Source organism: Kosakonia sp. S57 (genome assembly GCF_016516575.1).
In the GTDB taxonomy this organism is placed as follows: Bacteria; Pseudomonadota; Gammaproteobacteria; order Enterobacterales; family Enterobacteriaceae; genus Kosakonia; species Kosakonia cowanii.
Window position 1 is genome coordinate 93,190 of sequence record NZ_JACVUL010000005.1, and the last position, 23,889, is coordinate 117,078.

Sequence of the window (23,889 nt, forward strand, 5' to 3'; positions counted from 1 at the left end):
GTTTTTTTATGCCCACTGCTTATTGATGCCGCGCGCGCAGGTTCTCAATCACCGTCGTCAAATCGAGATTTTGATCCTGTAGCAGCACCAGCAGGTGATACATCAGATCCGATGCCTCGTTAGTCAGCTCTGCGCGGTCGTTCACCGTTGCCGCCAGCGCCGTCTCTACGCCCTCTTCGCCAACCTTCTGCGCAATACGCTTCGTGCCGCTGGCATAGAGTTTGGCGGTGTAGGAGCTGGCGGGATCGGCGCTCTTACGCTCAGCCAGCAGCGTTTCCAGCTGATAGAGGAACAGCCACTGGTGGCTGGTGTCGCCAAAGCAACTGGAGGTGCCTTTATGGCAGGTGGGACCAATCGGATTGACCAATACCAGCAGTGTGTCGTTGTCGCAATCAGCGGCAATCTTTACCACATTGAGGAAGTGCCCGGAGGTTTCGCCTTTGGTCCACAGGCGTCCTTTGGTGCGCGAGAAGAAGGTCACTTTGCCGCTCTCCTGCGTTTTCGCCAGCGCCTCTTTGTTCATATAGCCCAGCATCAGCACTTCGCCGGAGACCGCGTGTTGCACCACGGCGGGCAGCAGTCCGTCGGTTTTTTCCCAGTCCAGTTGGGAGAGTTGTTGCTCTGTTAACATACCCTGATCTCCACGCCCTGGCCTGCCAGGTACGCTTTTAATTCACCAATATTGATAATCTGTTTGTGGAACACCGAGGCCGCCAGCGCGCCGTCGACATCGGCGTCGCGGAAGGCTTCAAGGAAGTGTTCCATCGTGCCGGCCCCGCCGGAGGCGATCAGCGGCACGTTGCATACCTCGCGCACTTTTTTCAGTTGCTCCAGGTCGTAGCCATTACGCACGCCATCCTGGTTCATCATATTCAGCACAATTTCACCGGCGCCGCGCTTCTGCACCTCTTGCACCCAGTCGAGGGTTTCCCACTGCGTCACACGCGTGCGGCTCTCATCGCCGGTATATTGATTCACGTGATATTTGCCGGTTGCGGCATCAAACCAGGTATCAATCCCGACCACAATGCACTGCACGCCAAATCGGTCCGCCAGCCGGGTAATCAGCTCAGGATCGGCCAGTGCCGGTGAGTTGATGGAGATTTTGTCCGCGCCGAAGGAGAGGATCTGCGCCGCATCCTCAACCGATTTAATGCCGCCCGCCACGCAGAAGGGGATATCAATCACCTCCGCCACGCGCGTCACCCAGCTTTTATCCACCACGCGGCCATCGCTGGAGGCGGTGATATCGTAAAACACCAGCTCATCTGCGCCTTCCTCGGCGTAGCGTTTTGCCAGCGGCACAATGTCGCCGATGATTTCATGGTTGCGAAACTGCACGCCTTTCACCACCTGGCCATCACGCACATCAAGACAAGGGATTATCCGTTTTGCCAGCATTGAATGGCCTCCTTCACCGTAAATTTACCTTCCAGCAGCGCACGGCCGACAATCACGCCGCCCACGCCTGTCCCGCGCAGCGCGGCGATATCATTAATGTCGCCAATGCCGCCGGAGGATTGAAACGCCACCTGCGGCCAGCGGGCGCAGATCTCTTCATACAGCGACACATTAGAGCCTGCCAGCGTGCCGTCGCGGGAAATATCTGTGCACAGCACATGACGCAGACCAACGGCAAGATAGGTCTCAACCAGCGCTTCCAGCGTCACACCGGAGTTCTCCTGCCAGCCGCTGATCGCCACCTGTTTTGTACCTTGCTCATCAATGCGCACATCCAGCGCCAGCACCAGCTTGTCGGCGCCGAAACGGGTAAACCAGCCTTTGACTGTTTCGGGCGATTTCACCGCCGTCGAGCCAATCACCACCCGCGCCACGCCCGCGTCGAGCAGGGCGGCAACATCCTCTTCGCTGCGCACGCCACCGCCAACCTGCACCGGCACAGTGACGCCCGCCACCAGCGTTTTCAGCAAGGGGATCTGGCGGCGCGCCGGATCTTTCGCACCGGTCAAATCGACGAGGTGTAACAGCTGCGCGCCCTGAGCGGCATACTCCTGCAAGCGTGGCAGCGGATCGCTGCCGTAGTCGCGTTGCTGGGCATAATCACCCTGATGCAGGCGCACCACGCTGCCATCAATCAAATCTAAAGCGGGAATGATCATCACATCTCCAGGAAGTTTTTCAGCAGCTGCGCGCCCGCGCGCCCGGAGCGCTCCGGGTGAAACTGCACGCCGTAGAAGTTGTCGCTCTGTACGGCGGCGGTAAACGGCTCGCCATAATCACAGCGGGCAATGGTGCTGGCATTGACCGGCATTGCGTAGCTGTGAACAAAGTAAAAGTAGGCGCCATCCTCAATGCCCTGGAACAAACGATGGCCCGCCTTCGGGTAGACCTGATTCCAGCCCATATGCGGCAGCGGCAGCCCGACATCGTTCATTTTCGGCACCGCTTCATCAATAATGCCCAGCAGGTCGACGCCGCCATTCTCTTCGCTGAAACGCCCGAGCAGCTGCATACCAAGGCAGATGCCCAGCACCGGCTGGGTGCAGGCTTTGACCAGCTCAATCAGCTCGCGCTCGCGGAGCTGATCCATCGCCGCCTGCGCGGTGCCGACGCCCGGCAGAAACAGCTTGTCGGCGCGTAGCACCACGTCGGGATCGCGGCTGACCAGCGGCTCATAGCCGTGGCGCATAATAGCGGACTGCACCGAATGCAGGTTGGCGCAGCCGGTATCGAGGATCACCACATTCATCACAGCACTCCTTTTGAAGAGGGAAGGGTATCGCCCTCAACGCGGATCGCCTGACGCAGCGTACGGCCAAAGGCTTTAAACAGGCTCTCGACGCGGTGGTGATCGTTTTTGCCCTTGGTCTTCAGGTGCAGGGTCAGCGCCATGGTGTAGGAGAGCGAGCGGAAGAAGTGCTCCACCATTTCGGTGCTCAGATCGCCGACGCGCTGATAGGTGAACTCCGCTTTATATTCCAGATGCGGGCGGCCGGAGATATCCATCGCGCAGCGGGCCAGGCACTCATCCATCGGCAGCACAAAGCCAAAACGGTTAATGCCGCGCTTGTCGCCGAGCGCCAGCTTCAGCGCTTCGCCCAGCGCCAGGCCGGTATCTTCAACGGTGTGGTGATCGTCGATATAGAGATCGCCTTTCACCGCAATCTCCATGCGAAAACCGCCGTGGGTGGCGATCTGATCGAGCATATGGTCAAAGAAGCCAACGCCGGTGTTGATCTTGCTCCCGCCTTCGCGGTCGAGCCACACCTTGACCTCAATCTGCGTCTCTTTGGTGTTACGCACAACATGGGCATAGCGGTCGCGGCGGGTCAGCTGTTCGCCAATCATCGCCCAGTTCAGGGTTTCACGGTTGTAGCGCAGGCCGCCAATCGCCATGTTGTCCGCCAGCTCAATGTCGGTGGCGCGATCGCCAATGACGTAGCTGTTGGCGCGATCCAGCGCACCCTCTTCCAGCCAGCGCTCGACCAGTTTCACTTTCGGTTTGCGGCAGTCGCAGTTATCACTCGGCAGATGCGGGCAGATCAGCACCTCTTCGAACTCCACGCCCTGGGACTGGAAAATCTGCATCATCAGGTTGTGCGGGCCGTCAAAATCCGCCTGCGGCAAGCTGCTGGTGCCCAGGCCATCCTGATTGGTGATCATCACCAGTTTATAGCCCGCCGCCTGCAGCTTGAGCAGCACCGGGATCGCCTGCGGCTCAAAGGCCAGCTTGTCAAATCGGTCCACCTGAAAATCGGTGGGCGGCTCGGAAATCAGTGTTCCGTCACGATCAATAAACAGGTACTTCTGGCTCATACTTGCTCCGCACGTAAAGCGTCAATGACGCGCTGGCTCTCTTCACGGGTACCAATAGTGATACGCAGACAGCCGCTTAAAGAGGGTTGCTTGTTCTGGTCTCTCAGGATAATGCCCTGATCCCACAGCGATTTAAACACCGCGCTCGAGGCGGTCATGCGCACAAGAATATAGTTGGTTTCGGAGTCGAACACCTGCTCAACGCAGGGAATATCGCGCAACGCGTTCACTAAGTAAGCCCGCTCGGCGACGATCTGCGCCACGCGCTCACGCATTGCCGCCACCCCCTGCGGGCTGAGTGCCTGCGCGGCAATATCAGCCACCGGCGTAGAGAGCGGGTAGGGGGCAATCACTTTCATCAGCAGGGCGATCACCTCTTCATTGGCGAGGGTAAAGCCGCAGCGCAGGCCCGCCAGCGCAAAGGCTTTGGATAAGGTGCGCAAAATAACCAGGTGCGGATACTCGCTCAGCCAGCCGGCGAGGGTCGCCTGCGGGCAGAACTCAATATAGGCTTCATCGGCGATAACCAGCGCTTTACCACGGGTCATTTCCAGCAGGCTGCGCAGATCCTGCGGGTTGATAATCTGCCCGGTCGGGTTGTTGGGGCTGCACACGTAAACCAGCTTCACGCCATCCAGTTTATCGGCGATGCCCTGCAGATCCAGCTGCCAGTTTTCACGGGCCAGCACGGTGCGGTACTCGACACCGAAGGTTTCGGCACTGACGCTGTACATGCCGTAGGTCGGCGGGCAGAAGAGCACCGCATTCTGGCCCGGCTCGCAGAAGGCGCGGATCAGCAACTCAATCCCCTCATCAGCGCCGCGGCTTACCAGCACCTGCTCCGGCTTCACGCCCGCATACTGGGCGTAGTTATCAATCACCGCTTTCGGCTGGCACTCCGGGTAGCGGTTGAGCGCGTTTTGCGACAAATCGAACGGGACTGCGGTCGGGAACTCGTTGGCGTTCAGCCAGACATCACCTTTGCCGCCAAGGCGGCGCGCCGACTGGTAGGGGGTCAGTTCGCGGACATTTTTACGCGCCAGCTCTTCAATGCTCATGCTTGCTCCTTCAGCGCCTTGACGCGCAGGGTAACGGCGTTTTTGTGCGCGGTCAGGCGTTCAGCCGCCGCCAGCGTTTCGATGGTGCTGGCAAGCTGCGCAAACCCTTCGCGCGAAAGCTCCTGCACCGTCATGCGTTTCTGGAAATCGGCCAGCCCGAGGCTGGAGCAGGTCGCGGTGTAGCCATAGGTCGGCAGAACGTGGTTAGTGCCGGAGGCGTAATCACCCGCCGACTCTGGTGACCAGTCACCGAGGAACACCGAACCGGCGCTGGTAATGCTCTCCACCAGTGACCGCGCGTCGCGGGTCTGAATAATCAGGTGCTCCGGGCCGTACTGGTTTGAGATCTGCACGCACTGTGGCAAATCGCGCGCCACAATCAGCCGGCTGGCGGCAAGCGCCTGGCGGGCCGTCTCCGCGCGCGGCAGGTCGGCGAGCTGGCGCTCAACGGCCTGTGCCACGCGTGATGCCATTTCGCTATCCGGGGTCAGCAGGATCACCTGCGAATCAGGGCCGTGCTCCGCCTGCGACAGCAGATCCGAGGCGACGAAGTCCGGTGTTGCACCGCTGTCAGCTATTACCAGCACTTCGGAGGGACCGGCCGGCATATCGATTGCCGCGCCATCGAGTCGCTGGCTCACCTGGCGTTTAGCTTCGGTGACGAAGGCGTTGCCTGGGCCAAAAATTTTATCCACCTTCGGCACTGATTCAGTGCCAAGGGCGAGTGCGGCAATCGCCTGCGCGCCGCCGACCTGATAAACCGCCTGCACGCCACACAGCTGCGCGGCGTAGAGGATCTCATCGGCGATAGGCGGCGGTGAGCAGAGCACCACTTTGCGGCAACCTGCGATGCGCGCCGGGGTTGCCAGCATTAATACCGTCGAGAAGAGCGGCGCGGAGCCGCCGGGAATATAGAGCCCCACCGAGTCAATCGGGCGGGTTACCTGCTGGCAGCGCACGCCAGGCAGCGTTTCCACATCCACGGTTGGCAGAATTTGCGCGGTATGGAAGGTGTCGATGTTTTTTACCGCCACCGCCATCGCCTGTTTGATCTCGTCGCCCAGGCGGGCGCTGGCGTCTTCAATCTGTTGTGCGGTCACTTTCAGCGCGTCGACCTGGGTTTTGTCGAACTTCGCGCTAAAGTCACGCAGGGCGTTATCGCCGCGCGCGCGCACTTCTTCAATAATCTCTGCGACCGTACGGGTAATGCTTTCGGAGGCTGAGATCGCCGGGCGCAGCAAGAGGGCGCGCTGCTCCTCTTCACTACAGCTGTTCCAGTCGATGATGGTGTTAAAGCTCATACTCTTTTTCCTTAATCTGGCAAACGTGACCGCAGGCCGCACACAGCGAGGCCTTACTCCATCATCTTCTCAATCGGCAGCACCAGGATGGAGCTGGCGCCCAGCGCTTTGAGCTTCTCCATGGTCTCCCAGAAGAGCGTTTCGCTGCTGACCATGTGCATTGCCACGCGCTGCTGATCGCCTGCCAGCGGCAGAATGGTCGGGCGCTCAGCGCCCGGCAGCAGGGCAATCACCTCGTCCAGACGCTCGCTCGGCGCGTGCATCATGATGTATTTCGACTCGCGCGCCTGAATCACGCCCTGAATACGGGTCAGCAGTCTGTCGATCAGCTGCTGTTTAGCCTCCGGCATTTCGCCATCGCGCTGAATCAGGCAGGCTTTCGAGCGGTAAATCACTTCGACTTCGCGCAGGCCGTTCGCTTCCAGCGTTGCGCCGGTGGAGACAAGATCGCAAATCGCATCCGCCAGACCGGCACGCGGGGCGACTTCAACCGAGCCATTCAGCAGACAGGATTTGAACGACACGCCTTTCTGATCAAGGTAGCGTTTCAGCAGGTGAGGGTAGGAGGTAGCGATGCGTTTGCCATTGAGCGACAGCGGGCCGTCCCAGGCTTCATCCACCGCCGTTGCCAGTGACAGGCGGCAGCCGCCGAAATCGAGGCGGCGCAGGGTGAAGTAACGCGGATCTTCACCCTGTGCGCGGCGGGTCAGCAGCTCTTCTTCTAAAACGTTTTCGCCAATAATGCCGAGGTCGACCACGCCATCCATCACCAGGCCCGGAATATCGTCATCGCGTACACGCAGAATATCGATCGGCATATTTTCCGCGAGGGCGATTAAGCGCTGGGTGTGCAGGTTGATCTTGATCCCGCAGCGGGCCAGCAGTTCGCGTGAATCGTCACTAAGACGGCCGGATTTCTGAATAGCTATGCGTAAACGCGAGTTATCTAACATTCTGTTGTCCTCTGTAATCCTGCTAAAAATTGTCCAAAAAAAAGCCCCCGGAAGGCGATCTTCCGGGGGCTCTCTTTGCGTTCATGCACCACTGGAAGATCTGACTCTCTTCCAGCACACATCGCCTGAAAGACTAGTCAGGGTGATGGTGATGATGGTGGTGTTTAAATGGAACGCGGTTCATAAAATTCTCGATGAATGCTTATTCATATGTTGGCAATTACCGTAAACCAGGTTGGTCGTTGAAGGCAAGGGCTTTTTTTTATGATTAAATCATTTCATATAGGTTCTGTGAATTGTCACTGACAGAGCGCTGGCGTAGCCTAATGGTATTCGCAGGTTGTAAGCAGGGGAGAGGCATGAAAAAAGTCGCAATTGTCGGATTAGGCTGGTTGGGGATGCCGCTGGCGCTCTCATTAACCGCGCGGGGCTGGCACGTGACCGGCAGTAAGACCACGGAAGATGGCGTCGAGGCGGCGCGGATGTGCGGTATCGAAAGCTATCTGCTTAAGCTCGAACCTGAACTGGTGTGTGACCCGGACGATCTCGATGCGCTAATGAATGTCGACGCGCTGGTGATCACGCTACCCGCCCGGCGCAGCGGCCCCGGCGAGGAGTTCTATCTGCAGGCGATGCAGGAGATTGTCGACAGCGCGCTGGCGCACCACATTCCGCGCATCCTCTTTACCAGTTCAACCTCGGTCTACGGCGATGCGCCAGGCACCGTTAAAGAGACCACGCCGCGCCAGCCGGTGACCGCCAGCGGGCGGGTGCTGAAGGAGCTTGAGGACTGGCTGCACAATTTACCGGGCACTCAGGTCGACATTCTGCGTCTGGCAGGATTAGTTGGACCATCCCGCCATCCGGGGCGCTTCTTCGCCGGTAAAACCGCGCCGGATGGCCAACTTGGCGTTAACTTGGTTCATCTCGAAGATGTGGTTGCCGCTATTACGCTGCTGCTGCAGTCGCCGAAAGGTGGGCACATTTATAATATCTGCGCACCCGCGCATCCGACGCGCGAAACCTTCTATCCGGCAATGGCGCGTAAGCTGGGTCTGCCAGCGCCAACCTTTACCGATTCGCCCGCAGAAAAGCGCGGCAAAGTGGTAGATGGCAGCCGCATCTGTTCTGAACTAGGCTTTGAATATCTCTACCCCGATCCGATGCAGATGCCTCTGGAGTAGGGTTTTTTAGCAAAAAATGCGATTAGCAGGATTAATGATCAAGCTGGCGTTTAAAAATCAAACGGTTAGACATCATTAATTTCTATGGCGGCCTGCATTGTATTGTCATTGTGCTTCAACCTGGTGCAGAATATGCCGCTGCAAAAAATAGAGAAGATTAACCGACGTTCAACGCGTCGGTTATTTTTTTGCAAGCAAAACGTCATTCAATAAAAGAGGCCGGGCTTCGTACCGGATAGATACACATTTAAAAACCGACAGTCGTTGTCGCTGAGGAAAGAACACAAATGGGGCAATATTTTGCATTTGCGACGGCCGCCGCCGTTCTGGGGGAAAGCCATGTCGCATAACGTTACTCCAAAAACCTCTCGCGTGGAATTACGTAAGACCCTTACGCTGATTCCGGTTGTAATGATGGGCCTTGCCTATATGCAGCCGATGACGCTGTTCGATACGTTCGGTATCGTCTCCGGCCTGACCGATGGTCATGTGGCAACCGCCTACGCGTTTGCCCTGGTCGCTATTCTCTTTACTGCCCTGAGCTACGGTAAACTGGTTCGCCGTTTCCCGTCGGCGGGCTCCGCCTATACCTATGCGCAGAAATCCATCTCCCCGGCCGTGGGCTTTATGGTGGGCTGGTCATCGCTGCTGGACTACCTGTTCATGCCGATGATCAACATTCTGCTGGCGAAAATTTACTTTGAAGCGCTGGTGCCTTCTATTCCGTCGTGGCTGTTCGTGGTGGCGCTGGTGGCCTTTATGACCATCTCCAACCTGCGCAGCATTAAGACCGTGGCGAACTTCAACACCCTGATCGTGATCCTACAGATGGGCATCGTTGCCGTCATCGTCGGGCTTATCATCTACGGTGTGTCGCATGGCGAAGGCGCAGGCACGCTGACCAGCACCCGTCCGTTCTGGTCTGAAGGTGCGCACGTGGTGCCGATGATCACCGGTGCGACGATCCTCTGCTTCTCGTTCCTCGGCTTCGACGGTATCTCTTCGCTTTCTGAAGAGACCAAAGACGCTGAGCGCGTCATTCCGCGCGCGATTTTCCTCACCGCACTGCTGGGCGGCGTGGTCTTTATCGTGGCTTCTTACTTCCTGCAGCTCTACTTCCCGGATATCTCGCGCTTTAAAGATCCGGACGCGTCGCAGCCTGAAATCATGCTCTACGTTGCGGGTAAAACCTTCCAGTGGGGTGTGCTGATTTTCTCAAGCGTCACCGTACTGGCATCCGGTATGGCGGCACACGCGGGCGTTTCCCGTCTGATGTACGTTATGGGCCGCGACGGCGTCTTCCCGACCCGTTTCTTCGGCTACGTACACCCGAAATGGCGTACTCCGGCATGGAACGTGCTGCTGGTAGGCGCGATTGCGCTGCTGGCGATTAACTTCGATCTGGTCACCGCCACGGCGCTGATCAACTTCGGTGCGCTGGTGGCCTTCACCTTCGTTAACCTGTCGGTGATCTCCCAGTTCTGGATCCGCGAGAAGCGCAACAAAACGCTGAAAGACCACTTCAACTACCTGGTGCTGCCGGTCTGCGGCGCGCTGACGGTCGGTGCGCTGTGGGTTAACCTTGAAGAGAGCTCGATGGTACTGGGCCTCATCTGGGGCGCGATTGGTCTGGTTTACCTGGCTTGCGTGACCCGCAGCTTCCGTAACCCGGTGCCGCAGTACGAAGATATCACTCAGTAAGATCTGCTCAGACAGATAATGAAACCGGAGGCCACGCCTCCGGTTTTTTTTCGCCTTCGCTCTTCCACCCGCCGCTAATAACAAAACACCCTATGCTAGACCATTTTGTTATTGGTTCCCGCCCGGCTGCTTGTGAATAATTTGCGATCTTGTTTTTCCGGACGCTATTACCGTTATGTTCTCAATGATTGTAAGTGGATTGATCTGCGGCGCGCTGCTCGGCTTTGTGATGCAGCGGGGCCGTTTCTGCCTCACCGGCGGCTTTCGCGATATGTACATCGCGAAAAATAACCGCATGTTTTATGCCCTGTTGATCGCGATTGCGATCCAGAGCGTGGGCGTTTTCGCCCTGATTCAGGCGGGTGTGGTGCAATATGACGCTGGCGCTTTCCCGTGGCTTGGCACCGTGGTGGGCGGCTATATTTTTGGGCTTGGCATCGTCTACGCAGGCGGTTGTGCGACCGGGACCTGGTATCGCGCCGGGGAAGGGTTGATCGGCAGCTGGATTGCGCTCTTTACCTATATGGTGATGAGCGCGGTAATGCGCTCGCCGAACGCAGCGGGCCTCAACCAGCTGTTGAAAACCTACAGCACTGAGCACAACTCAATTGCCGAGACCTTTGGCTTCTCCGTCTGGCCGCTGGTTGTGCTGCTGGTGGCGGTGACGCTGTGGGTGGTTGCCAAAGAGCTGCGCAAACCGAAGCTGAAAGTTGCCTCACTGCCGCCGCGCAGAACTGGCCTTGCACACATTCTGTTTGAGAAGCGCTGGCATCCGTTTGTCACCGCCGTGCTGATCGGCCTGATTGCGCTGCTGGCGTGGCCGCTGAGCGAAGCCACCGGGCGTATGTTTGGTCTTGGCATCACCTCGCCGACCGCCAATATTCTGCAATTTTTGGTAGTCGGACAAAGCAAGGTGCTGAACTGGGGCGTCTTCCTGGTGCTGGGGATCTTCCTGGGATCGCTGATTGCCGCGAAAGCCAGCCGCGAGTTCCGCGTGCGCGCCGCCGATGCGCAAACCACGCTGCGCAGCGGCTTTGGTGGGCTGCTGATGGGCGTCGGTGCCAGCATGGCGGGCGGCTGCTCCATCGGTAACGGTCTGGTAATGACAGCAATGATGACCTGGCAGGGGTGGATCGGCCTGGTATTTATGATCCTTGGCGTATGGACCGCGTCATGGTTTTTATATGTTCGTCCACAGCGCAAAGCGAAGCTTGCTGCGGCTGTGGCCTAAATAAACAGGAGCTGTTATGGCAGTTAAAAAACTCGATGTGGTAACGCAGGTATGCCCGTTCCCACTGATTGAAGCAAAAGCGGCGCTGGCAGAGATGCACAGCGGCGATGAACTGGTGATTGAGTTCGACTGCACCCAGGCGACGGAAGCGATTCCTCAGTGGGCGGCAGAAGAGGGGCACACCATTACGGATTACCAGCAGGTGGGTGATGCCGCCTGGAGCATCACCGTCCAGAAGGCGTAAGCCGCAGGCCCTCCCGCGCACGGGAGGGCAACGTTCAGACAATCTCTTCGGCGTACTGCCACAGCGCTTTCAACAGCGCCTGTTTCTCACTGTCCCCATCATACTGCTGGAACAGCGCCTGCAGCTCTTCGGCATAGCGTTGTAAAAACTCCGGCGTAAAGATCTCGCGGCGATGCGCCAGCCAGCGCTGCTGCTCCTCTTCATCAAGCGTGCCGGGGAAGTTGCGCGCCCGGTAGTTAAACAGCAGTTTCTCAATGCGCGCATCGGCAAAGGTGATATCCAGCGCCGGTAAGTTGCGCGGCTCGGTCTCAAGCAGGATTTTCATGGCGGCGCGATCGGCATCGCTGAAAAAGCCGTTGTAGATCTGCGCGTCGACATTCTCCGACGGCACAAACGGCTCCGCTTCGGCGAAGATCGCCAGCACTTTCTCGCGTACCTGTGGGTAGTCACGCAGGATCTGTAAATTATCGAGACAGCGCTGGCGGTCGATACCAAGCCGCTCGGCATCCTCTGGCCGCAGCGTATTAGCCTGCGCCAGCACCGGGCACTTGTTGAGATGCACCAGCTTAACCGGCACCGCCGCGTCATCGCCCAGCTCGCTCTTCGGCGTATAGAGGCGCTCGCGCAATGCATCGGCGTCCAGCTCCAGCAGCGGCGACATATCGCCCGCCAGATCGACCATAATCACCGCGTTACGGTTTTCCGGATGCCACGCCAGCGGCGCAACCCAGCTGGTGTTGCCGCGCGCCGCGCCAAACATGCCGGAGACATGCACCAGCGGTTTCATCTGCGGCACGTCAATCAAGGTTGCCAGCTTCTGCTTGCTGCGATGGCTATAGAGATAGGCAAACAGCTTCGGCTGCTTCGCTTTCACCAGCTGCGCCATGGCGATGGTGGCATAGACATCCGCCATCGCGTCGTGGGCATTGCTGTGCTCAATGCCGTTCGCTTTGGTCAGGTGCTCAAGGCGGAAACTTGGCAGACCTTCCTCATTCTCCGGCCAATTGATCCCCTCCGGGCGCAGGGCGTAGCAGGCGCGCATCACATCCAGCAGATCCCAGCGGGAGTTGTGGTTTTGCCAGCTCCAGGCGTAGGGATCGTAGAAGTTGCGGTAAAAAATATTGCGCGTCACTTCATCATCAAAACGGACGTTGTTGTAACCCACTACGCAGGTATTTGGCACGGTGAAGAGGTCGTGAATGCGTTTAGCAAACGCCGCTTCATTTTCACCTTTGGCGCGCGCCACCTGCGGGGTAATGCCGGTGATCAGCACCGCTTCAGGCTGGGGAAGATAGTCATCGGCGGGTTTGCAGTAGAAGACTTCCGGCTCGCCGATGGTCGTGAAATCGGCATCGGTGCGCAGCGCGGCGAACTGCGCCGGGCGATCCAGCGCGGGGCTGGTTCCGAAGGTCTCGTAATCATGAAAAAGAAATGTCGGGGTTGCCGGGGAATCAGACACCAGAAGCTCATCCTGTCAGAAAGTATGCCGACTATGGTAAACCATCGTCGCCCGTGTGCCGAAGAAAAACCGCGTCAGCTTACGGCGCAACTCGCAAAAACAGGGGCTTAAAAATGATTTATGTCACATTTCTTTGCAATTTTGCCAGGTAACGACACACGAAGTTCCGTACAAAGGACGCCCCTTTCCGATGTATTGAGGATATTTCATTGAAACGCCGTTTGTTTGCTGCTTCATTGTTGGCGGTGAGCGTCCATTGCGCTCAGGCCGACGACCTCCCATTTGCCCCTCAGCCCCCGGCAGTACAGGCCGGATCATGGGTCTTGATGGACTACACCACCGGGCAAATCTTAACTGCGGGGCATGAGCATCAGCAGCGTAATCCGGCGAGTCTCACCAAATTGATGACCGGCTATGTCGTCGATCGCGCCATTGATAGCCATCGCATCAGTGCGGACGACGTGGTTACAGTCGGCAAAGATGCCTGGGCGCAGGGCAACCCGGTGTTTGCCGGCTCGTCACTGATGTTCCTTAAGCCGGGCGATCGCCTGACGGTGCGCGATCTGAGCCGCGGGCTGATTGTCGATTCCGGGAACGACGCCTGCGTGGCGCTGGCGGATCACGTCGCCGGTGGGCAGCCGCAGTTCGTGGCGATGATGAACGACTATGTGCAGAAGCTGAACCTGCGTGATACCCATTTTGAAACGGTACATGGCCTGGATGCCCCGGGGCAGCACAGCTCGGCCTACGATCTGGCGGTGTTATCGCGCGCCATTATTCACGGCGAGCCGGACTTCTATCATATGTACAGCGAAAAAAGCCTGACGTGGAACGGCATCACCCAGCAGAACCGCAACGGGCTGCTGTGGGATAAAAGCCTGAATGTCGATGGACTGAAGACCGGGCACACCTCCGGCGCGGGCTTTAACCTGATTGCCTCAAGCGTTGATGGTCAACGCCGTTTGATCGCGGTGATCATGGGCGCGGACAGCCCGAAAGGGCGCGAAGAGCAGGCGCGCAAGCTGCTGCACTGGGGTCAGCAGAACTTCGATACGGTTGAGATCCTGCGTAACGGCAAAAAAGTAGGCAGCGAGCGCATCTGGTATGGCGATAAAGAGCAGATTGCTGTCGGCACCGATGAGGATCGCTGGCTGGTGCTGCCGAAAGCGGAGCTGCAAAACATCAAAGCGAAATATGTGCTGGACAGCAAAGAGCTGGAAGCGCCGCTTGCCGCCCATCAGCGCGTCGGTGAAATCCAGCTTTATGACCGCGATAAAGTGATTGCCAAAATGCCGCTGGTGACGCTGGAGAGCGTTGGCAAAGGCGGGCTCTTCTCCCGACTGAGCGACTACCTGCACCACAAAGGGTGACCATCATGCGGGCAGAGTGGCAGGCTTGCGAGTCTGCTCGCATAATTGACGCGTGCGGCAAGCCTGATGGTCGCCGGGTAGATATACTGTACAGACAAACAGTAACGCGCAGGAGGTCACGATGGGCTACAACGTTAAGCAAGCAGAGCAGCGCCGTATCGCCGGGTTTCATCTGGTGGGGCCGTGGGAAGAGAAGGTGAAGCAGGGCTTCCAGCAGTTGCTGCTGTGGGTCGAGCATAACCAGATCCAGCCGCTGGAGTGGGTCAGCGTCTATTACGATAACCCCGATGAAGTGCCGCCGGAAAAGCTGCGCTGTGATGTCGCCATCACCGTTGAGCGCGACTTCCAGGTGCCTGTTAACAGCGCAGGCGTTATCACCACCGACATTCCCGGCGGTCATTACGCGGTGATGAGCGCGCGGGTCTACAACGAAGATTTTGAAGGCAGCTGGAATCTCTTTTTTGACGAGCTGTTGGGTGACACCTCGGTGCAGATTGGTGCCGGCCCCTGTTTTGAGATCTACCAGAACGACGGTAAGGGCGACGGTTTCTGGGATATCGAAATGTATATCCCCGTCGAGCCGAACGCCCACTAAAGCCGGGCAGGACAAAAAAGGCCGCGAGAGTGATGCTGGCGGCCTCTTTTTTTGTCCTGACAGGGCATTGGCAGGAAAAAATACCGCTACAATTGCGCCTTTCTTTTTGACCCGGAGCCTGGCTGTGCGTCGCGACAAATCCCTCAGCCCGTTTGAAATTCGACTTTATCGCCACTACCGCGTGGTGCACGGCGTGCGCATTGCGCTGGCGTTTATCCTCACCTTTTTGCTTATCCGCCTGCTCAATGTGCCGGAGGGTACCTGGCCGTTGATTACCCTGGTGGTGCTGATGGGACCGATCTCCTTCTGGGGCAACGTGGTGCCGCGCGCCTTTGAGCGCATCGGCGGTACCATTTTCGGCGCGGTGCTGGGGCTGGTGGCGTTAAAGCTGGAGCTTTACTCTCTGCCGCTGATGCTGCTGTGGTGCGCCGCCGCCATGTTTCTCTGCGGCTGGCTGGCGCTCGGCAAAAAGCCTTACCAGGCGCTGCTGATTGGTATCACCCTTGCGGTCGTCGTGGGTGGGCCAAGCGGTGATATGCATACGGCGCTGTGGCGCGGTGGCGATGTGATTATCGGTTCGCTCCTCGCCATGCTCTTTACCGGCATCTGGCCGCAGCGCGCCTTTTTGCACTGGCGCATTCAGATGGCGAACTACGTCACGGCCTTTAACCGCGTCTACCAGGGCGGTTTCTCACGCAACCTTGTGGAGCGGCCACGGCTGGAAAAGCATCTGCAAAAAATCCTCAACGACGTGGTGAAGATGCGCGGGCTGATTACCCCCGCCTGTAAAGAGACTCATATCCAGAAAGCGATCTTCGAAGCTATCCAGACCGTCAGCCGCAATATGGTCTGCATGCTGGAGCTGCAAATCAACGCCCACTGGAGTTCGCGCGCCAGCCATTTCGTGATGATTAACGCCAGCACGCTGCAAGAGACACAGCAGATGACGCAGCAGACGCTGCTCACCATCGCTCACGCGCTCTATGAGGGCAACCCGCAGCCGATCCTGGCGAACACGGAAAAGCTTAACGATATCGTTGCTGAACTGCGGCAGTTGATTGGTGAACACCAGGGTGATGCGGTGACGGAAACCTCCATTCACGGCTATGTCTGGCTCAGCATGGAGCTGGCGTGCCAGCTGGAGTTGTTATCGCATTTGATCTGCCGGGCGCTGCGCAAATAAACGGCTAATAACACCCTCGGGCTGCCAGGTTGTTTCGATTCAGCTATATTTGCGGTTATGATAGCCAGCAGGAAAACTTATTGTCATATGCCACTGCTTTGGGTAGGTTTGCCTCTCAGGTGATGGCCTTAACGAATCCGAATCTCAATTAATCAGGGGTGTCAAAATGGAAACAACCAAGCCTTCATTCCAGGACGTTCTGGAATTTGTGCGTCTGTTCCGTCGCAAAAACAAACTGCAGCGCGAAATTCAGGACGTTGAGAAAAAGATCCGTGATAACCAGAAACGCGTTCTGCTGCTGGACAACCTCAGCGACTACATCAAGCCGGGCATGAGCGTTGAAGCCATTCAGGGCATTATTGCCAGCATGCGTACCGACTACGAAGATCGCGTTGATGACTACATCATCAAAAACGCCGAGCTGTCGAAAGAGCGCCGCGAAATCTCTAAAAAACTGAAAACCATGGGCGAACTGAAGTCGGTCGAAAACAAAGCCGAGTAAGCGCCTGCGCGGTGAGAGCCTCGTCTCTCACCGTCTTCTCTTTTCTCCACTCCCTTCCACTTTTCTTCCTCCTTTTTTCTTTATCACCCATAAAAACCAGGCCTTTCTCTGTTTACAGAGTGGTAAAATGCGCCGCGCAGAACGCACATCAGGACGTTTAAACCTCATCAGGAGCCCGCATGTTAACGCTTGTCACCGGCGGCGCGCGCAGCGGCAAAAGCCGTCACGCCGAATCGTTAGTCAGCCACGCGCCGCGAGTGTTATATATCGCCACCGCGCAAATTTTTGATGAAGAGATGGCCGCGCGCATTGCCCATCATCGCCAGAGCCGCCCGGCACACTGGCGCACGGAGGAGCGCTGGCAGCAGTTAAGCAATATCATCACCGCGCACAACGATCCGGATGAGGCGATCGTGCTGGAGTGCATCACCACGCTGGTGACTAATCTGCTCTTCGCCTTTGGCGGCAGCGACGATGCTGAGGGCTGGGATTACGCCGCGCTGGAGGCACAGGTGCAGCAGGAGATCGAGATGCTAATTGCTGCCTGCAACGCCTGTCCCTCACCGGTGGTGATGGTAACCAATGAAGTTGGAATGGGGATCGTGCCGGAAAACCGTCTGGCGCGGCATTTTCGTGATATTGGCGGGCGCGTTAATCAGCGGCTTGCGCAGGCCGCCGATGAGGTCTGGCTGATGGTATCGGGAATTGGAGTGAAAATAAAATGATCAAGTTGTTCTTCGCCACATTGTCGTTTATCAGCCGCATTCCGGTGCCGGGCCGCTGGGTACAGGGGCTGGATGGGGCGGATTATGTGCGTGGGATCACCACTTTCCCGCTGGTCGGCCTGCTGCTCGGCGGCCTGAGCGGTCTTCTTTTCATGGTCTTGCACACCTGGTGCGGTGCGCCGCTGGCAGCGCTGTTGAGCGTGCTGGCGCTGGCGCTGCTGACCGGCGGTTTTCATCTCGATGGTCTGGCAGATACCTGCGATGGCGTTTTCTCCGCCCGCCGACGCGAGCGCATGCTGGAGATTATGCGCGATAGCCGGCTCGGCACCCACGGCGGGCTGGCGCTGGTGTTTGTGCTGGTGGCAAAAATCCTCGTGCTCAGCGAGCTACAGCTGCGCGATACGCCGATGATCGCGGCGCTGGCGGCGGCCTGTGCTGCCGGGCGCGGCTGCTCGGTGTTACTGATGTTTGGTCACCGCTACGCCCGCGACGAAGGGCTGGGCAATCTGTTTATTGGCAAAGTGTCCGGCAGAGATACCTTTGTCACCTTAATCATCACCACGCTGTTAGCCGCAGCGTTGCTCGGCGCGCAGGGCGTGCTGGCGCTGCTGGTCACCATGGTGGCGATTTACCTGCTCGGCTGGTTGCTCAAGCGCACCCTCGGCGGGCAGACCGGCGACACCCTCGGCGCGGCGATTGAGCTTGGTGAGGTTATCTTCCTGTTCGCGCTACTCTGATCCCTTAACGAGAGACCTGATGCAGACATTAGCGATGATATTAGCCGCCATTCCGGCTCCCCACGAAGGGGCGATGCGACGCGCGCAGCAGCATTTAAATGGGTTTCTCAAACCGGTGGGTAGCCTCGGGCGGCTCGAATCGCTGGCGGTGTGCCGGATAGCGCCGCAGACGAAATCCTATTTGATTCCTTCGCATCTCTCCGCCGAAAAAGGGGCGTGTATTGCTCTTGCAGCGCTCGGTCTTGAGCCCTATCTCTCGATGGAGATGCGTTTAGGCGAGGGGAGCGGTGCGGCGCTGGCAATGCCGTTAGTGGACGCCGCATGTGCGATTCACAACCAGATGGGCACGCTGGCGGGCAGCAATATTGTGTTGCCGCCCGTGCAGTGAGGGTTGCCGGATGGCGGCTAACGCCTTATCCGGCCTACGCAAACCGAATCCATGCTGTTTGTAGGCCGGATAAGCGCAGCGCCATTCGGCACCAGTAAAAGTGCAACAGACTAATCGCTATACCGTTAGCTGCCATCCGGCAAAACGCCGCTTATTCGGCCTGCTGTATTACCTGCAACAGTGTATCCAGCAAGCCGGGAAAACAGCTATCCAGATCTTCGCGGCGCAGTGAAATCATATTCTCCCGCCCCTGCGGGCGCTGCCACACCACGCCGCTGTCGCGCAGCACGCGCCAGTGATGGGTCATAGTCGATTTCGCCACTTCCTGCGGACGCAGCGTGTTGCAGCTCATTTCACTGCCGTCGGCCAGGCGTTTGATGATGGCCAGGCGCAGGGGGTTGCCGAGCGCAAAAAGCACATTTTCCAGGCGAAACTGCTCACGTTCAGGGTGGTTAGCGATCATACTTTTCCTGTATTAACGATGGGGCTGCGGCTGACTCAGCGGCGCTACTATACGCAAACTGCCTGTTTAACACCACGACCGCTACCCCGGATTCGCCAATCGAAAGAATAGTAAAAATAGTTCGAATATATACGTACAGTTTTACTATGCTAAACGCCGTTAAACCCCTGCGGCTCATTCGGGCCGCCAACTAACAGTCAACAGACTAAGGACGCATCATGCCCCGACCCATTCCTCTCGAACGTTATCGCAACATCGGTATCTCCGCGCATATCGATGCCGGTAAAACCACCACCACCGAGCGCATCCTGTTTTACACCGGGATGAGCCATAAGCTGGGGGAAGTACACGATGGCGCGGCAACCACCGACTGGATGGCGCAGGAGCAGGAGCGCGGCATTACCATTACCTCCGCGGCGGTAAGCTGCTTCTGGCCCGGTATGGATCGCAATTTTGAACCGCACCGTATCAACATTATCGATACCCCAGGGCACGTCGATTTCACCATCGAAGTGGAGCGCTCTATGCGCGTGCTGGATGGCGCGGTCATGGTTTACGACTCGGTGGGCGGCGTGCAGCCGCAGTCAGAAACCGTCTGGCGGCAGGCCAATAAGTATCACGTTCCGCGCCTCGCGTTCGTGAACAAAATGGACCGCCCCGGCGCAGACTTTTTCCGCGTGGTGCAGATGATGATCGACCGTCTGAAAGCCAACCCGGTGCCGATTGTCATCCCGATTGGTGCTGAAGAGCACTTCACGGGCGTGGTCGATCTGATCAAAATGCGCGAGATTAGCTGGGATGATGCCACGCAGGGCATGTCCTTCAGTTATGCGTCGGTGCCTGAAGAGTTACTGGAAACTGCGCAAGAGTGGCGCGAAAAAATGGTCTCTGCGGCAGCGGAAGCGAACGATACATTGATGGATAAATACCTGGAAACCGGCGAGCTGGACGAAGCTGAAATTATTGCCGGTCTGCGCCAGCGCACCATCTCCGGTGAAATCCAGCCGATGCTGTGCGGCAGTGCCTTTAAGAACAAAGGTGTGCAGCGCATGCTCGACGCGGTGGTGGAACTGATGCCCTCGCCGCTGGATATTCCGGCAATTCAGGGCGTGGACGAAAGAGGCCAGCCGGCGGAACGCCATGCGAATGATGACGAGCCCTTCTCGGCGCTCGCCTTCAAACTGATGACCGACCCCTATGTCGGCCAGCTGACGTTTATCCGCGTCTACTCGGGCGTGCTGAAAAAAGGCGATGCGGTCTACAACCCGGTGAAAGGCAAAAAAGAGCGCATTGGACGTATTGTGCAGATGCATGCCAACGATCGTCACGAAGTGGATGAGCTGCGCGCGGGTGATATCGCCGCCTGTGTCGGGTTAAAAGATGTCACCACCGGCGACACGCTCAGCGATCCGGACAAGGTGATTACGCTTGAGCGCATGGAGTTCCCGGAGCCGGTGATCTCGCTCGCCATCGAGCCGAAGACCAAAGCGGATCAGGAGAAGATGGGCATTGCGCTGCAGCGGTTGGCGGCGGAAGATCCGTCATTCCGTCTGCATACGGATGAAGAGTCCGGGCAAACCATCATCTCCGGAATGGGGGAGCTGCATCTGGAGATTATCGTTGACCGCATGAAGCGCGAATTCGGCGTGGAGGCGAATATTGGCCGTCCACAGGTCACGTACCGCGAAACGCTGCGCAAAACTGTTAAAGAGATTGAGGGCAAGTTTGTGCGTCAGTCCGGCGGTAAAGGGCAGTATGGCCATGTGGTGCTGACGCTGGAGCCGCTGGCGGCGGGAAGCGGATTTGTATTTGAAGACGCGACCAAAGGCGGCGTGGTGCCGCGCGAGTATATCCCCTCCGTGGAAAAGGGGCTGCGTGAAGCGATGAACAGCGGCGTGCTGGCGGGCTACCCGGTGGTGGATGTGAAAGCGACGCTGACCTTCGGCTCCTATCACGATGTCGACTCTTCGGAGATGGCTTTCCGCATGGCGGGGATCTTTGGCTTTAAAGAGGGCGCACGCAGAGCAGATCCGGCGATCCTTGAACCGGTGATGCATGTCGAAGTGGAGACGCCGGAGGAGTACGCCGGGAATATTATGGGCGATCTCTCTTCGCGTCGCGGCATGGTGCAGGGGATGGAAGAGCGCTTCGGTAGCCAGATTATCCGCGCCGACGTGCCGCTGGCGGAGATGTTCGGCTATGCCACCACGCTGCGTTCAATGTCGCAGGGGCGTGCGACCTACAGCATGGAGTTCCATCACTATGCGGAAGCGCCGCGCAATGTGGCCGAGGAGATTATCGCCAGCCGCAGTAAAGGATAAGTTTTAACTCGTCACTTCAAACCCCGCTTCGGCGGGGTTTTTTACGCTCAATTGTTGTCCAGCGCTTTTATTCATTGAGCGGCTTCGCAACCTTTTTTCCACTCTGCTGTTTTTCATCGAAAGTGTGGAAGCGCGCTTCCAGGCTGCATCTGCAGAAGATCGACAAAAGGAGTAAATGCAATGAGTAAAACACTCGAGCAATTAATTGCCGAACAGACACCTGAGGTTGTCGCGAAGGCGCAAACCCTGGCGCAGGAGATGTTGCTTAATATTCACCTTGCTGAGCTGCGCGAGCGCGTGCAAAAAACGCAGAACGAAATGGCGCAGGAGTTGGGGCTTAAGCAGCCCACTGTGGCTGTGATGGAGAAGCAGGGGAGAGATATTAAGTTATCGACGCTGAAACGCTACGTCGAGGCGACGGGGAGCAAGCTGCGCATCGATATCGAGTTGCCCGACGGCTCCCATTATGGTTTCGCGCTCTGACGGCAGATCCCTGGAAGCCGACTATCATTAGCAGACATCCGCTTCGCCTGAGGAAAGGTTATGTTGCGTCCTGTCACACTGCTTTGCGCTTCTCTGCTGTTACTCTTGGCCCGGCCTGCGCTGGCGGTTACTTACCCGCTGCCGCCGGAAGGTAGCCGACTGGTAGGTAGCCCGCAAACCATCACCGTGCCGCAGGGCAACACCTTTCCACTGGAAGCCTTTGCCGCAAAATATGGGCAGGGTTTGAGCAATATGTTGGAAGCCAATCCCGACGCTGACCCCTATCTGCCAAAAGCCGGTTCACAACTGGTCATCCCGCAGCAGATCATCCTGCCTGATACCGTGCGAGAAGGCATTGTTGTTAACGTCGCGGAAATGCGGCTCTATTACTACCCAAAAGAGAGCAACACCGTTGAGATCCTGCCGATTGGTATCGGCCAGGCCGGACGCGAAACGCCGCGTAACTGGGTGACTGCCGTTGAGCGCAAACAGGCGGGGCCTACCTGGACACCGACGGCCAACACCCGTAAAGCGTACGCCGATGAGGGCAAAACCCTGCCAGCCTTTGTGCCAGCCGGGCCGGATAACCCGATGGGGCTGTACGCCATCTATATCGGTAAGCTGTATGCCATACATGGCACCAATGCGGATTTCGGCATCGGCCTGCGCGTTAGCCAGGGCTGCATCCGCCTGCGCAATCAGGATATTAAATATCTGTTCGATAACGTGCCGGTCGGCACCCGCGTGCAGATTATCGATGAGCCGGTGAAAGTAAGCCGCGAGCCGGACGGCAGCAGCTGGGTCGAAGTGCACGAGCCGCTGTCGCGCAACCGCGCAGAGTTTGAATCGACAGCAAAAGTGCCTCTGCCCGCCACGCCGGTACTCAACAGAATCGTAAAAGAGGCGGGCGCAGATGCAGGCCAGGTGGCGATGGCGCTGGAGAGACGTTCAGGTATGCCGGTAAAAATCGGCGCGCCAGCTGTGAACAACAGCGAAATGCGAGGTATTGAGCGGATGTAAAAGCGGGCAGCGCAATTGCTCAATTAATTTGAATGTTATTGTTAAATCAATGTTATTTCTTCTTATGGCGTAAAGCGTAGAGTAGGGGGCACTTACGATTTGCTGAACGAAGGACGACGCCATGAAGAAGATCGGCTTTTTATCATTTGGTCACTGGACCCCCTCGCCGCAGTCCGGCACCCGCTCCGGGGCTGACGCGCTGCTGCAATCTATCGATCTGGCGGTCGCCGCAGAAGAGCTGGGTGCAGATGGCGCTTACTTCCGGGTGCACCATTTCGCCCGCCAGCTCGCCTCGCCGTTCCCGCTGCTCGCCGCCGTCGGCGCCAAAACCAGCCGCATTGAGATTGGTACTGGCGTGATCGATATGCGTTATGAAAACCCGCTCTATATGGCGGAGAGCGCCAGCGCGGCGGATTTAATTTCCGGTGGTCGTTTGCAGCTTGGCATCAGCCGTGGTTCGCCGGAGCAGGTGATTGATGGCTGGCGCTATTTCGGCTATCAGCCCGCCGAGGGCGAAAATGAGTCCGATATGGCGCGACGTCACACCGAAGTGCTGCTCGATGCGCTGCGCGGTGAAGGGTTTGCTAAGCCCAACCCGCAACCGATGTTCCCCAATCCGCCGGGTTTGCTGCGCCTCGAGCCTTACGCAGAAGGCTTGCGCGAGCGCATCTGGTGGGGCGCAGGCTCCAATGCCACCGCGGTATGGGCGGCGAAACTGGGGATGAATCTGCAAAGTTCGACGCTGAAAGATGACGAAACGGGCGAGCCGTTCCACATTCAGCAGGCGCAGCAGATCCGCGCTTATCGGGAAGCGTGGAAAGCCGCCGGTCATACGCGCACACCGCGCGTCTCCGTTAGCCGCAGCATCTTTGCCCTGATGAACGATCGCGACCGTGCCTACTTTGGCGGCAGCCGCGACGACGATGACAAAATTGGTTTTCTTGATGAGAAGACGCGGGCGATTTTCGGGCGCAGCTATGCCGCAGAGCCGGACAAATTGATTGAACAACTTAAGCGAGACGAAGCGATTGCCGAAGCCGACACGCTGTTACTGACGGTGCCGAACCAGCTTGGCGTTGACTATAACGCCCACGTTATTGAGTCAATTTTGAAACACGTTGCGCCCGCAATGGGCTGGCGCAGCTAATCAGGACGCTCTGCCGCGCGTGTGCCGGCAGGGCGGTTTTTATCGCG

Annotated in this window: 25 protein-coding genes, 1 pseudogene and 1 other annotated feature; of the genes and pseudogenes, 15 read left to right on the top strand and 11 right to left on the bottom strand. The window is 57.8% G+C overall.

What is annotated here, in order from left to right; genetic code table 11:
• Positions 1-19: 19 nt before the first annotated feature.
• From hisIE to hisL, 9 genes are all read right to left on the bottom strand, one after another.
• Complete coding sequence (gene hisIE, locus IAE48_RS06485) at positions 20-631, bottom strand: bifunctional phosphoribosyl-AMP cyclohydrolase/phosphoribosyl-ATP diphosphatase HisIE (protein ID WP_200133853.1); 612 nt, start codon at positions 629-631, stop codon at positions 20-22.
• Positions 625-1,401, bottom strand: a complete 777-nt coding sequence (hisF, locus tag IAE48_RS06490; RefSeq protein WP_042711632.1) for an imidazole glycerol phosphate synthase subunit HisF — start codon at positions 1,399-1,401, stop codon at positions 625-627. Before hisF ends, hisIE begins: the two co-directional genes overlap by 7 nt.
• Positions 1,383-2,120, bottom strand: coding sequence for a 1-(5-phosphoribosyl)-5-[(5-phosphoribosylamino)methylideneamino]imidazole-4-carboxamide isomerase (gene hisA, locus IAE48_RS06495; RefSeq protein WP_023479177.1), 738 nt, complete (start codon positions 2,118-2,120; stop codon positions 1,383-1,385). The genes hisF and hisA overlap by 19 nt, the downstream gene beginning before the upstream one ends.
• The gene (hisH, locus tag IAE48_RS06500; RefSeq protein ID WP_023479202.1) at positions 2,120-2,710 is read right to left on the bottom strand and encodes an imidazole glycerol phosphate synthase subunit HisH; all 591 of its coding nucleotides are present in this window, start codon (positions 2,708-2,710) and stop codon (positions 2,120-2,122) included. Before hisH ends, hisA begins: the two co-directional genes overlap by 1 nt.
• The gene (gene hisB, locus IAE48_RS06505) at positions 2,710-3,777 is read right to left on the bottom strand and encodes a bifunctional histidinol-phosphatase/imidazoleglycerol-phosphate dehydratase HisB (RefSeq protein WP_094420912.1); all 1,068 of its coding nucleotides are present in this window, start codon (positions 3,775-3,777) and stop codon (positions 2,710-2,712) included. The genes hisH and hisB overlap by 1 nt, the downstream gene beginning before the upstream one ends.
• Complete coding sequence (gene hisC, locus IAE48_RS06510; RefSeq protein WP_200133854.1) at positions 3,774-4,835, bottom strand: histidinol-phosphate transaminase; 1,062 nt, start codon at positions 4,833-4,835, stop codon at positions 3,774-3,776. Before hisC ends, hisB begins: the two co-directional genes overlap by 4 nt.
• Entirely contained in the window at positions 4,832-6,136 is a 1,305-nt protein-coding gene (hisD, locus tag IAE48_RS06515) for a histidinol dehydrogenase (RefSeq protein ID WP_200133855.1), read from the bottom strand. The genes hisC and hisD overlap by 4 nt, the downstream gene beginning before the upstream one ends.
• 53 nt (positions 6,137-6,189) lie before the next feature.
• A complete protein-coding gene (gene hisG, locus IAE48_RS06520) occupies positions 6,190-7,089 on the bottom strand; it encodes an ATP phosphoribosyltransferase (RefSeq protein WP_200133856.1) in 900 nt (299 codons plus the stop codon).
• 35 nt (positions 7,090-7,124) lie between these two features.
• Positions 7,125-7,247, bottom strand: a sequence feature (His leader region).
• Positions 7,223-7,273 (bottom strand): his operon leader peptide, encoded by a 51-nt coding sequence (hisL, locus tag IAE48_RS06525; RefSeq protein ID WP_128484015.1) that lies wholly within the window; start codon positions 7,271-7,273, stop codon positions 7,223-7,225. (Overlaps the previous feature by 25 nt.)
• A gap of 175 nt (positions 7,274-7,448) precedes the next feature.
• Between hisL and IAE48_RS06530 the strand changes: the two genes are divergently transcribed.
• The 4 genes from IAE48_RS06530 to tsuB all read left to right on the top strand — a co-directional run bounded on the left by IAE48_RS06530 (position 7,449) and on the right by tsuB (position 11,449).
• Positions 7,449-8,273, top strand: coding sequence for an SDR family oxidoreductase (locus IAE48_RS06530; RefSeq protein WP_200133857.1), 825 nt, complete (start codon positions 7,449-7,451; stop codon positions 8,271-8,273).
• 339 nt (positions 8,274-8,612) lie between these two features.
• Positions 8,613-9,974, top strand: coding sequence for an APC family permease (locus IAE48_RS06535; protein WP_023479165.1), 1,362 nt, complete (start codon positions 8,613-8,615; stop codon positions 9,972-9,974).
• A gap of 175 nt (positions 9,975-10,149) precedes the next feature.
• Entirely contained in the window at positions 10,150-11,205 is a 1,056-nt protein-coding gene (gene tsuA, locus IAE48_RS06540; RefSeq protein ID WP_200133858.1) for a thiosulfate utilization transporter TsuA/YeeE, read from the top strand.
• A gap of 16 nt (positions 11,206-11,221) precedes the next feature.
• The gene (gene tsuB, locus IAE48_RS06545; RefSeq protein ID WP_023479141.1) at positions 11,222-11,449 is read left to right on the top strand and encodes a thiosulfate utilization sulfurtransferase TsuB/YeeD; all 228 of its coding nucleotides are present in this window, start codon (positions 11,222-11,224) and stop codon (positions 11,447-11,449) included.
• A 34-nt stretch (positions 11,450-11,483) separates the two neighbouring features.
• Here tsuB and sbcB read toward each other — a convergent pair whose 3' ends face one another.
• On the bottom strand, positions 11,484-12,908 hold the full coding sequence (sbcB, locus tag IAE48_RS06550; RefSeq protein ID WP_200133859.1) for an exodeoxyribonuclease I: 1,425 nt from the start codon (positions 12,906-12,908) through the stop codon (positions 11,484-11,486).
• 209 nt (positions 12,909-13,117) lie between these two features.
• Between sbcB and dacD the strand changes: the two genes are divergently transcribed.
• The 7 genes and pseudogenes from dacD to IAE48_RS06585 form a co-directional block, all read left to right on the top strand.
• Positions 13,118-14,278 (top strand): serine-type D-Ala-D-Ala carboxypeptidase DacD, encoded by a 1,161-nt coding sequence (dacD, locus tag IAE48_RS06555; RefSeq protein ID WP_200133860.1) that lies wholly within the window; start codon positions 13,118-13,120, stop codon positions 14,276-14,278.
• Between the two features lie 121 nt (positions 14,279-14,399).
• The gene (gene sbmC, locus IAE48_RS06560) at positions 14,400-14,873 is read left to right on the top strand and encodes a DNA gyrase inhibitor SbmC (RefSeq protein WP_042717277.1); all 474 of its coding nucleotides are present in this window, start codon (positions 14,400-14,402) and stop codon (positions 14,871-14,873) included.
• A 124-nt stretch (positions 14,874-14,997) separates the two neighbouring features.
• A complete protein-coding gene (locus IAE48_RS06565) occupies positions 14,998-16,056 on the top strand; it encodes an FUSC family protein (protein WP_200133861.1) in 1,059 nt (352 codons plus the stop codon).
• A 166-nt stretch (positions 16,057-16,222) separates the two neighbouring features.
• On the top strand, positions 16,223-16,558 hold the full coding sequence (locus IAE48_RS06570) for a DUF496 family protein (protein ID WP_054803203.1): 336 nt from the start codon (positions 16,223-16,225) through the stop codon (positions 16,556-16,558).
• Positions 16,559-16,737: 179 nt separating this feature from the next.
• Positions 16,738-17,283: a bifunctional adenosylcobinamide kinase/adenosylcobinamide-phosphate guanylyltransferase gene (gene cobU, locus IAE48_RS06575; RefSeq protein WP_200133862.1), complete on the top strand. Its 546-nt coding sequence runs from the start codon at positions 16,738-16,740 to the stop codon at positions 17,281-17,283.
• Positions 17,280-18,020: an adenosylcobinamide-GDP ribazoletransferase gene (cobS, locus tag IAE48_RS06580; protein ID WP_200133863.1), complete on the top strand. Its 741-nt coding sequence runs from the start codon at positions 17,280-17,282 to the stop codon at positions 18,018-18,020. The genes cobU and cobS overlap by 4 nt, the downstream gene beginning before the upstream one ends.
• 142 nt (positions 18,021-18,162) lie before the next feature.
• Positions 18,163-18,408 (top strand): annotated as a pseudogene (locus tag IAE48_RS06585) (nicotinate-nucleotide--dimethylbenzimidazole phosphoribosyltransferase); the annotation flags it as partial.
• Between the two features lie 151 nt (positions 18,409-18,559).
• On the opposite strand, the gene IAE48_RS06590 reads toward IAE48_RS06585, so the two are convergent.
• The gene (locus tag IAE48_RS06590) at positions 18,560-18,871 is read right to left on the bottom strand and encodes a helix-turn-helix transcriptional regulator (protein WP_200133865.1); all 312 of its coding nucleotides are present in this window, start codon (positions 18,869-18,871) and stop codon (positions 18,560-18,562) included.
• 218 nt (positions 18,872-19,089) lie between these two features.
• Between IAE48_RS06590 and fusA the strand changes: the two genes are divergently transcribed.
• The 4 genes from fusA (at position 19,090) to IAE48_RS06610 (ending at position 23,842) form a co-directional block, all read left to right on the top strand.
• On the top strand, positions 19,090-21,192 hold the full coding sequence (gene fusA, locus IAE48_RS06595; RefSeq protein ID WP_200133866.1) for an elongation factor G: 2,103 nt from the start codon (positions 19,090-19,092) through the stop codon (positions 21,190-21,192).
• Between the two features lie 180 nt (positions 21,193-21,372).
• Positions 21,373-21,675 carry a helix-turn-helix domain-containing protein gene (locus tag IAE48_RS06600; RefSeq protein ID WP_042717293.1) on the top strand — a complete coding sequence of 101 codons (303 nt, stop codon included), beginning with the start codon at positions 21,373-21,375 and terminating at the stop codon, positions 21,673-21,675.
• Between the two features lie 63 nt (positions 21,676-21,738).
• Complete coding sequence (gene ldtA, locus IAE48_RS06605; RefSeq protein WP_200133934.1) at positions 21,739-22,695, top strand: L,D-transpeptidase; 957 nt, start codon at positions 21,739-21,741, stop codon at positions 22,693-22,695.
• Positions 22,696-22,816: 121 nt separating this feature from the next.
• Positions 22,817-23,842, top strand: a complete 1,026-nt coding sequence (locus IAE48_RS06610) for an LLM class flavin-dependent oxidoreductase (RefSeq protein WP_200133867.1) — start codon at positions 22,817-22,819, stop codon at positions 23,840-23,842.
• Positions 23,843-23,889: the final 47 nt, after the last annotated feature.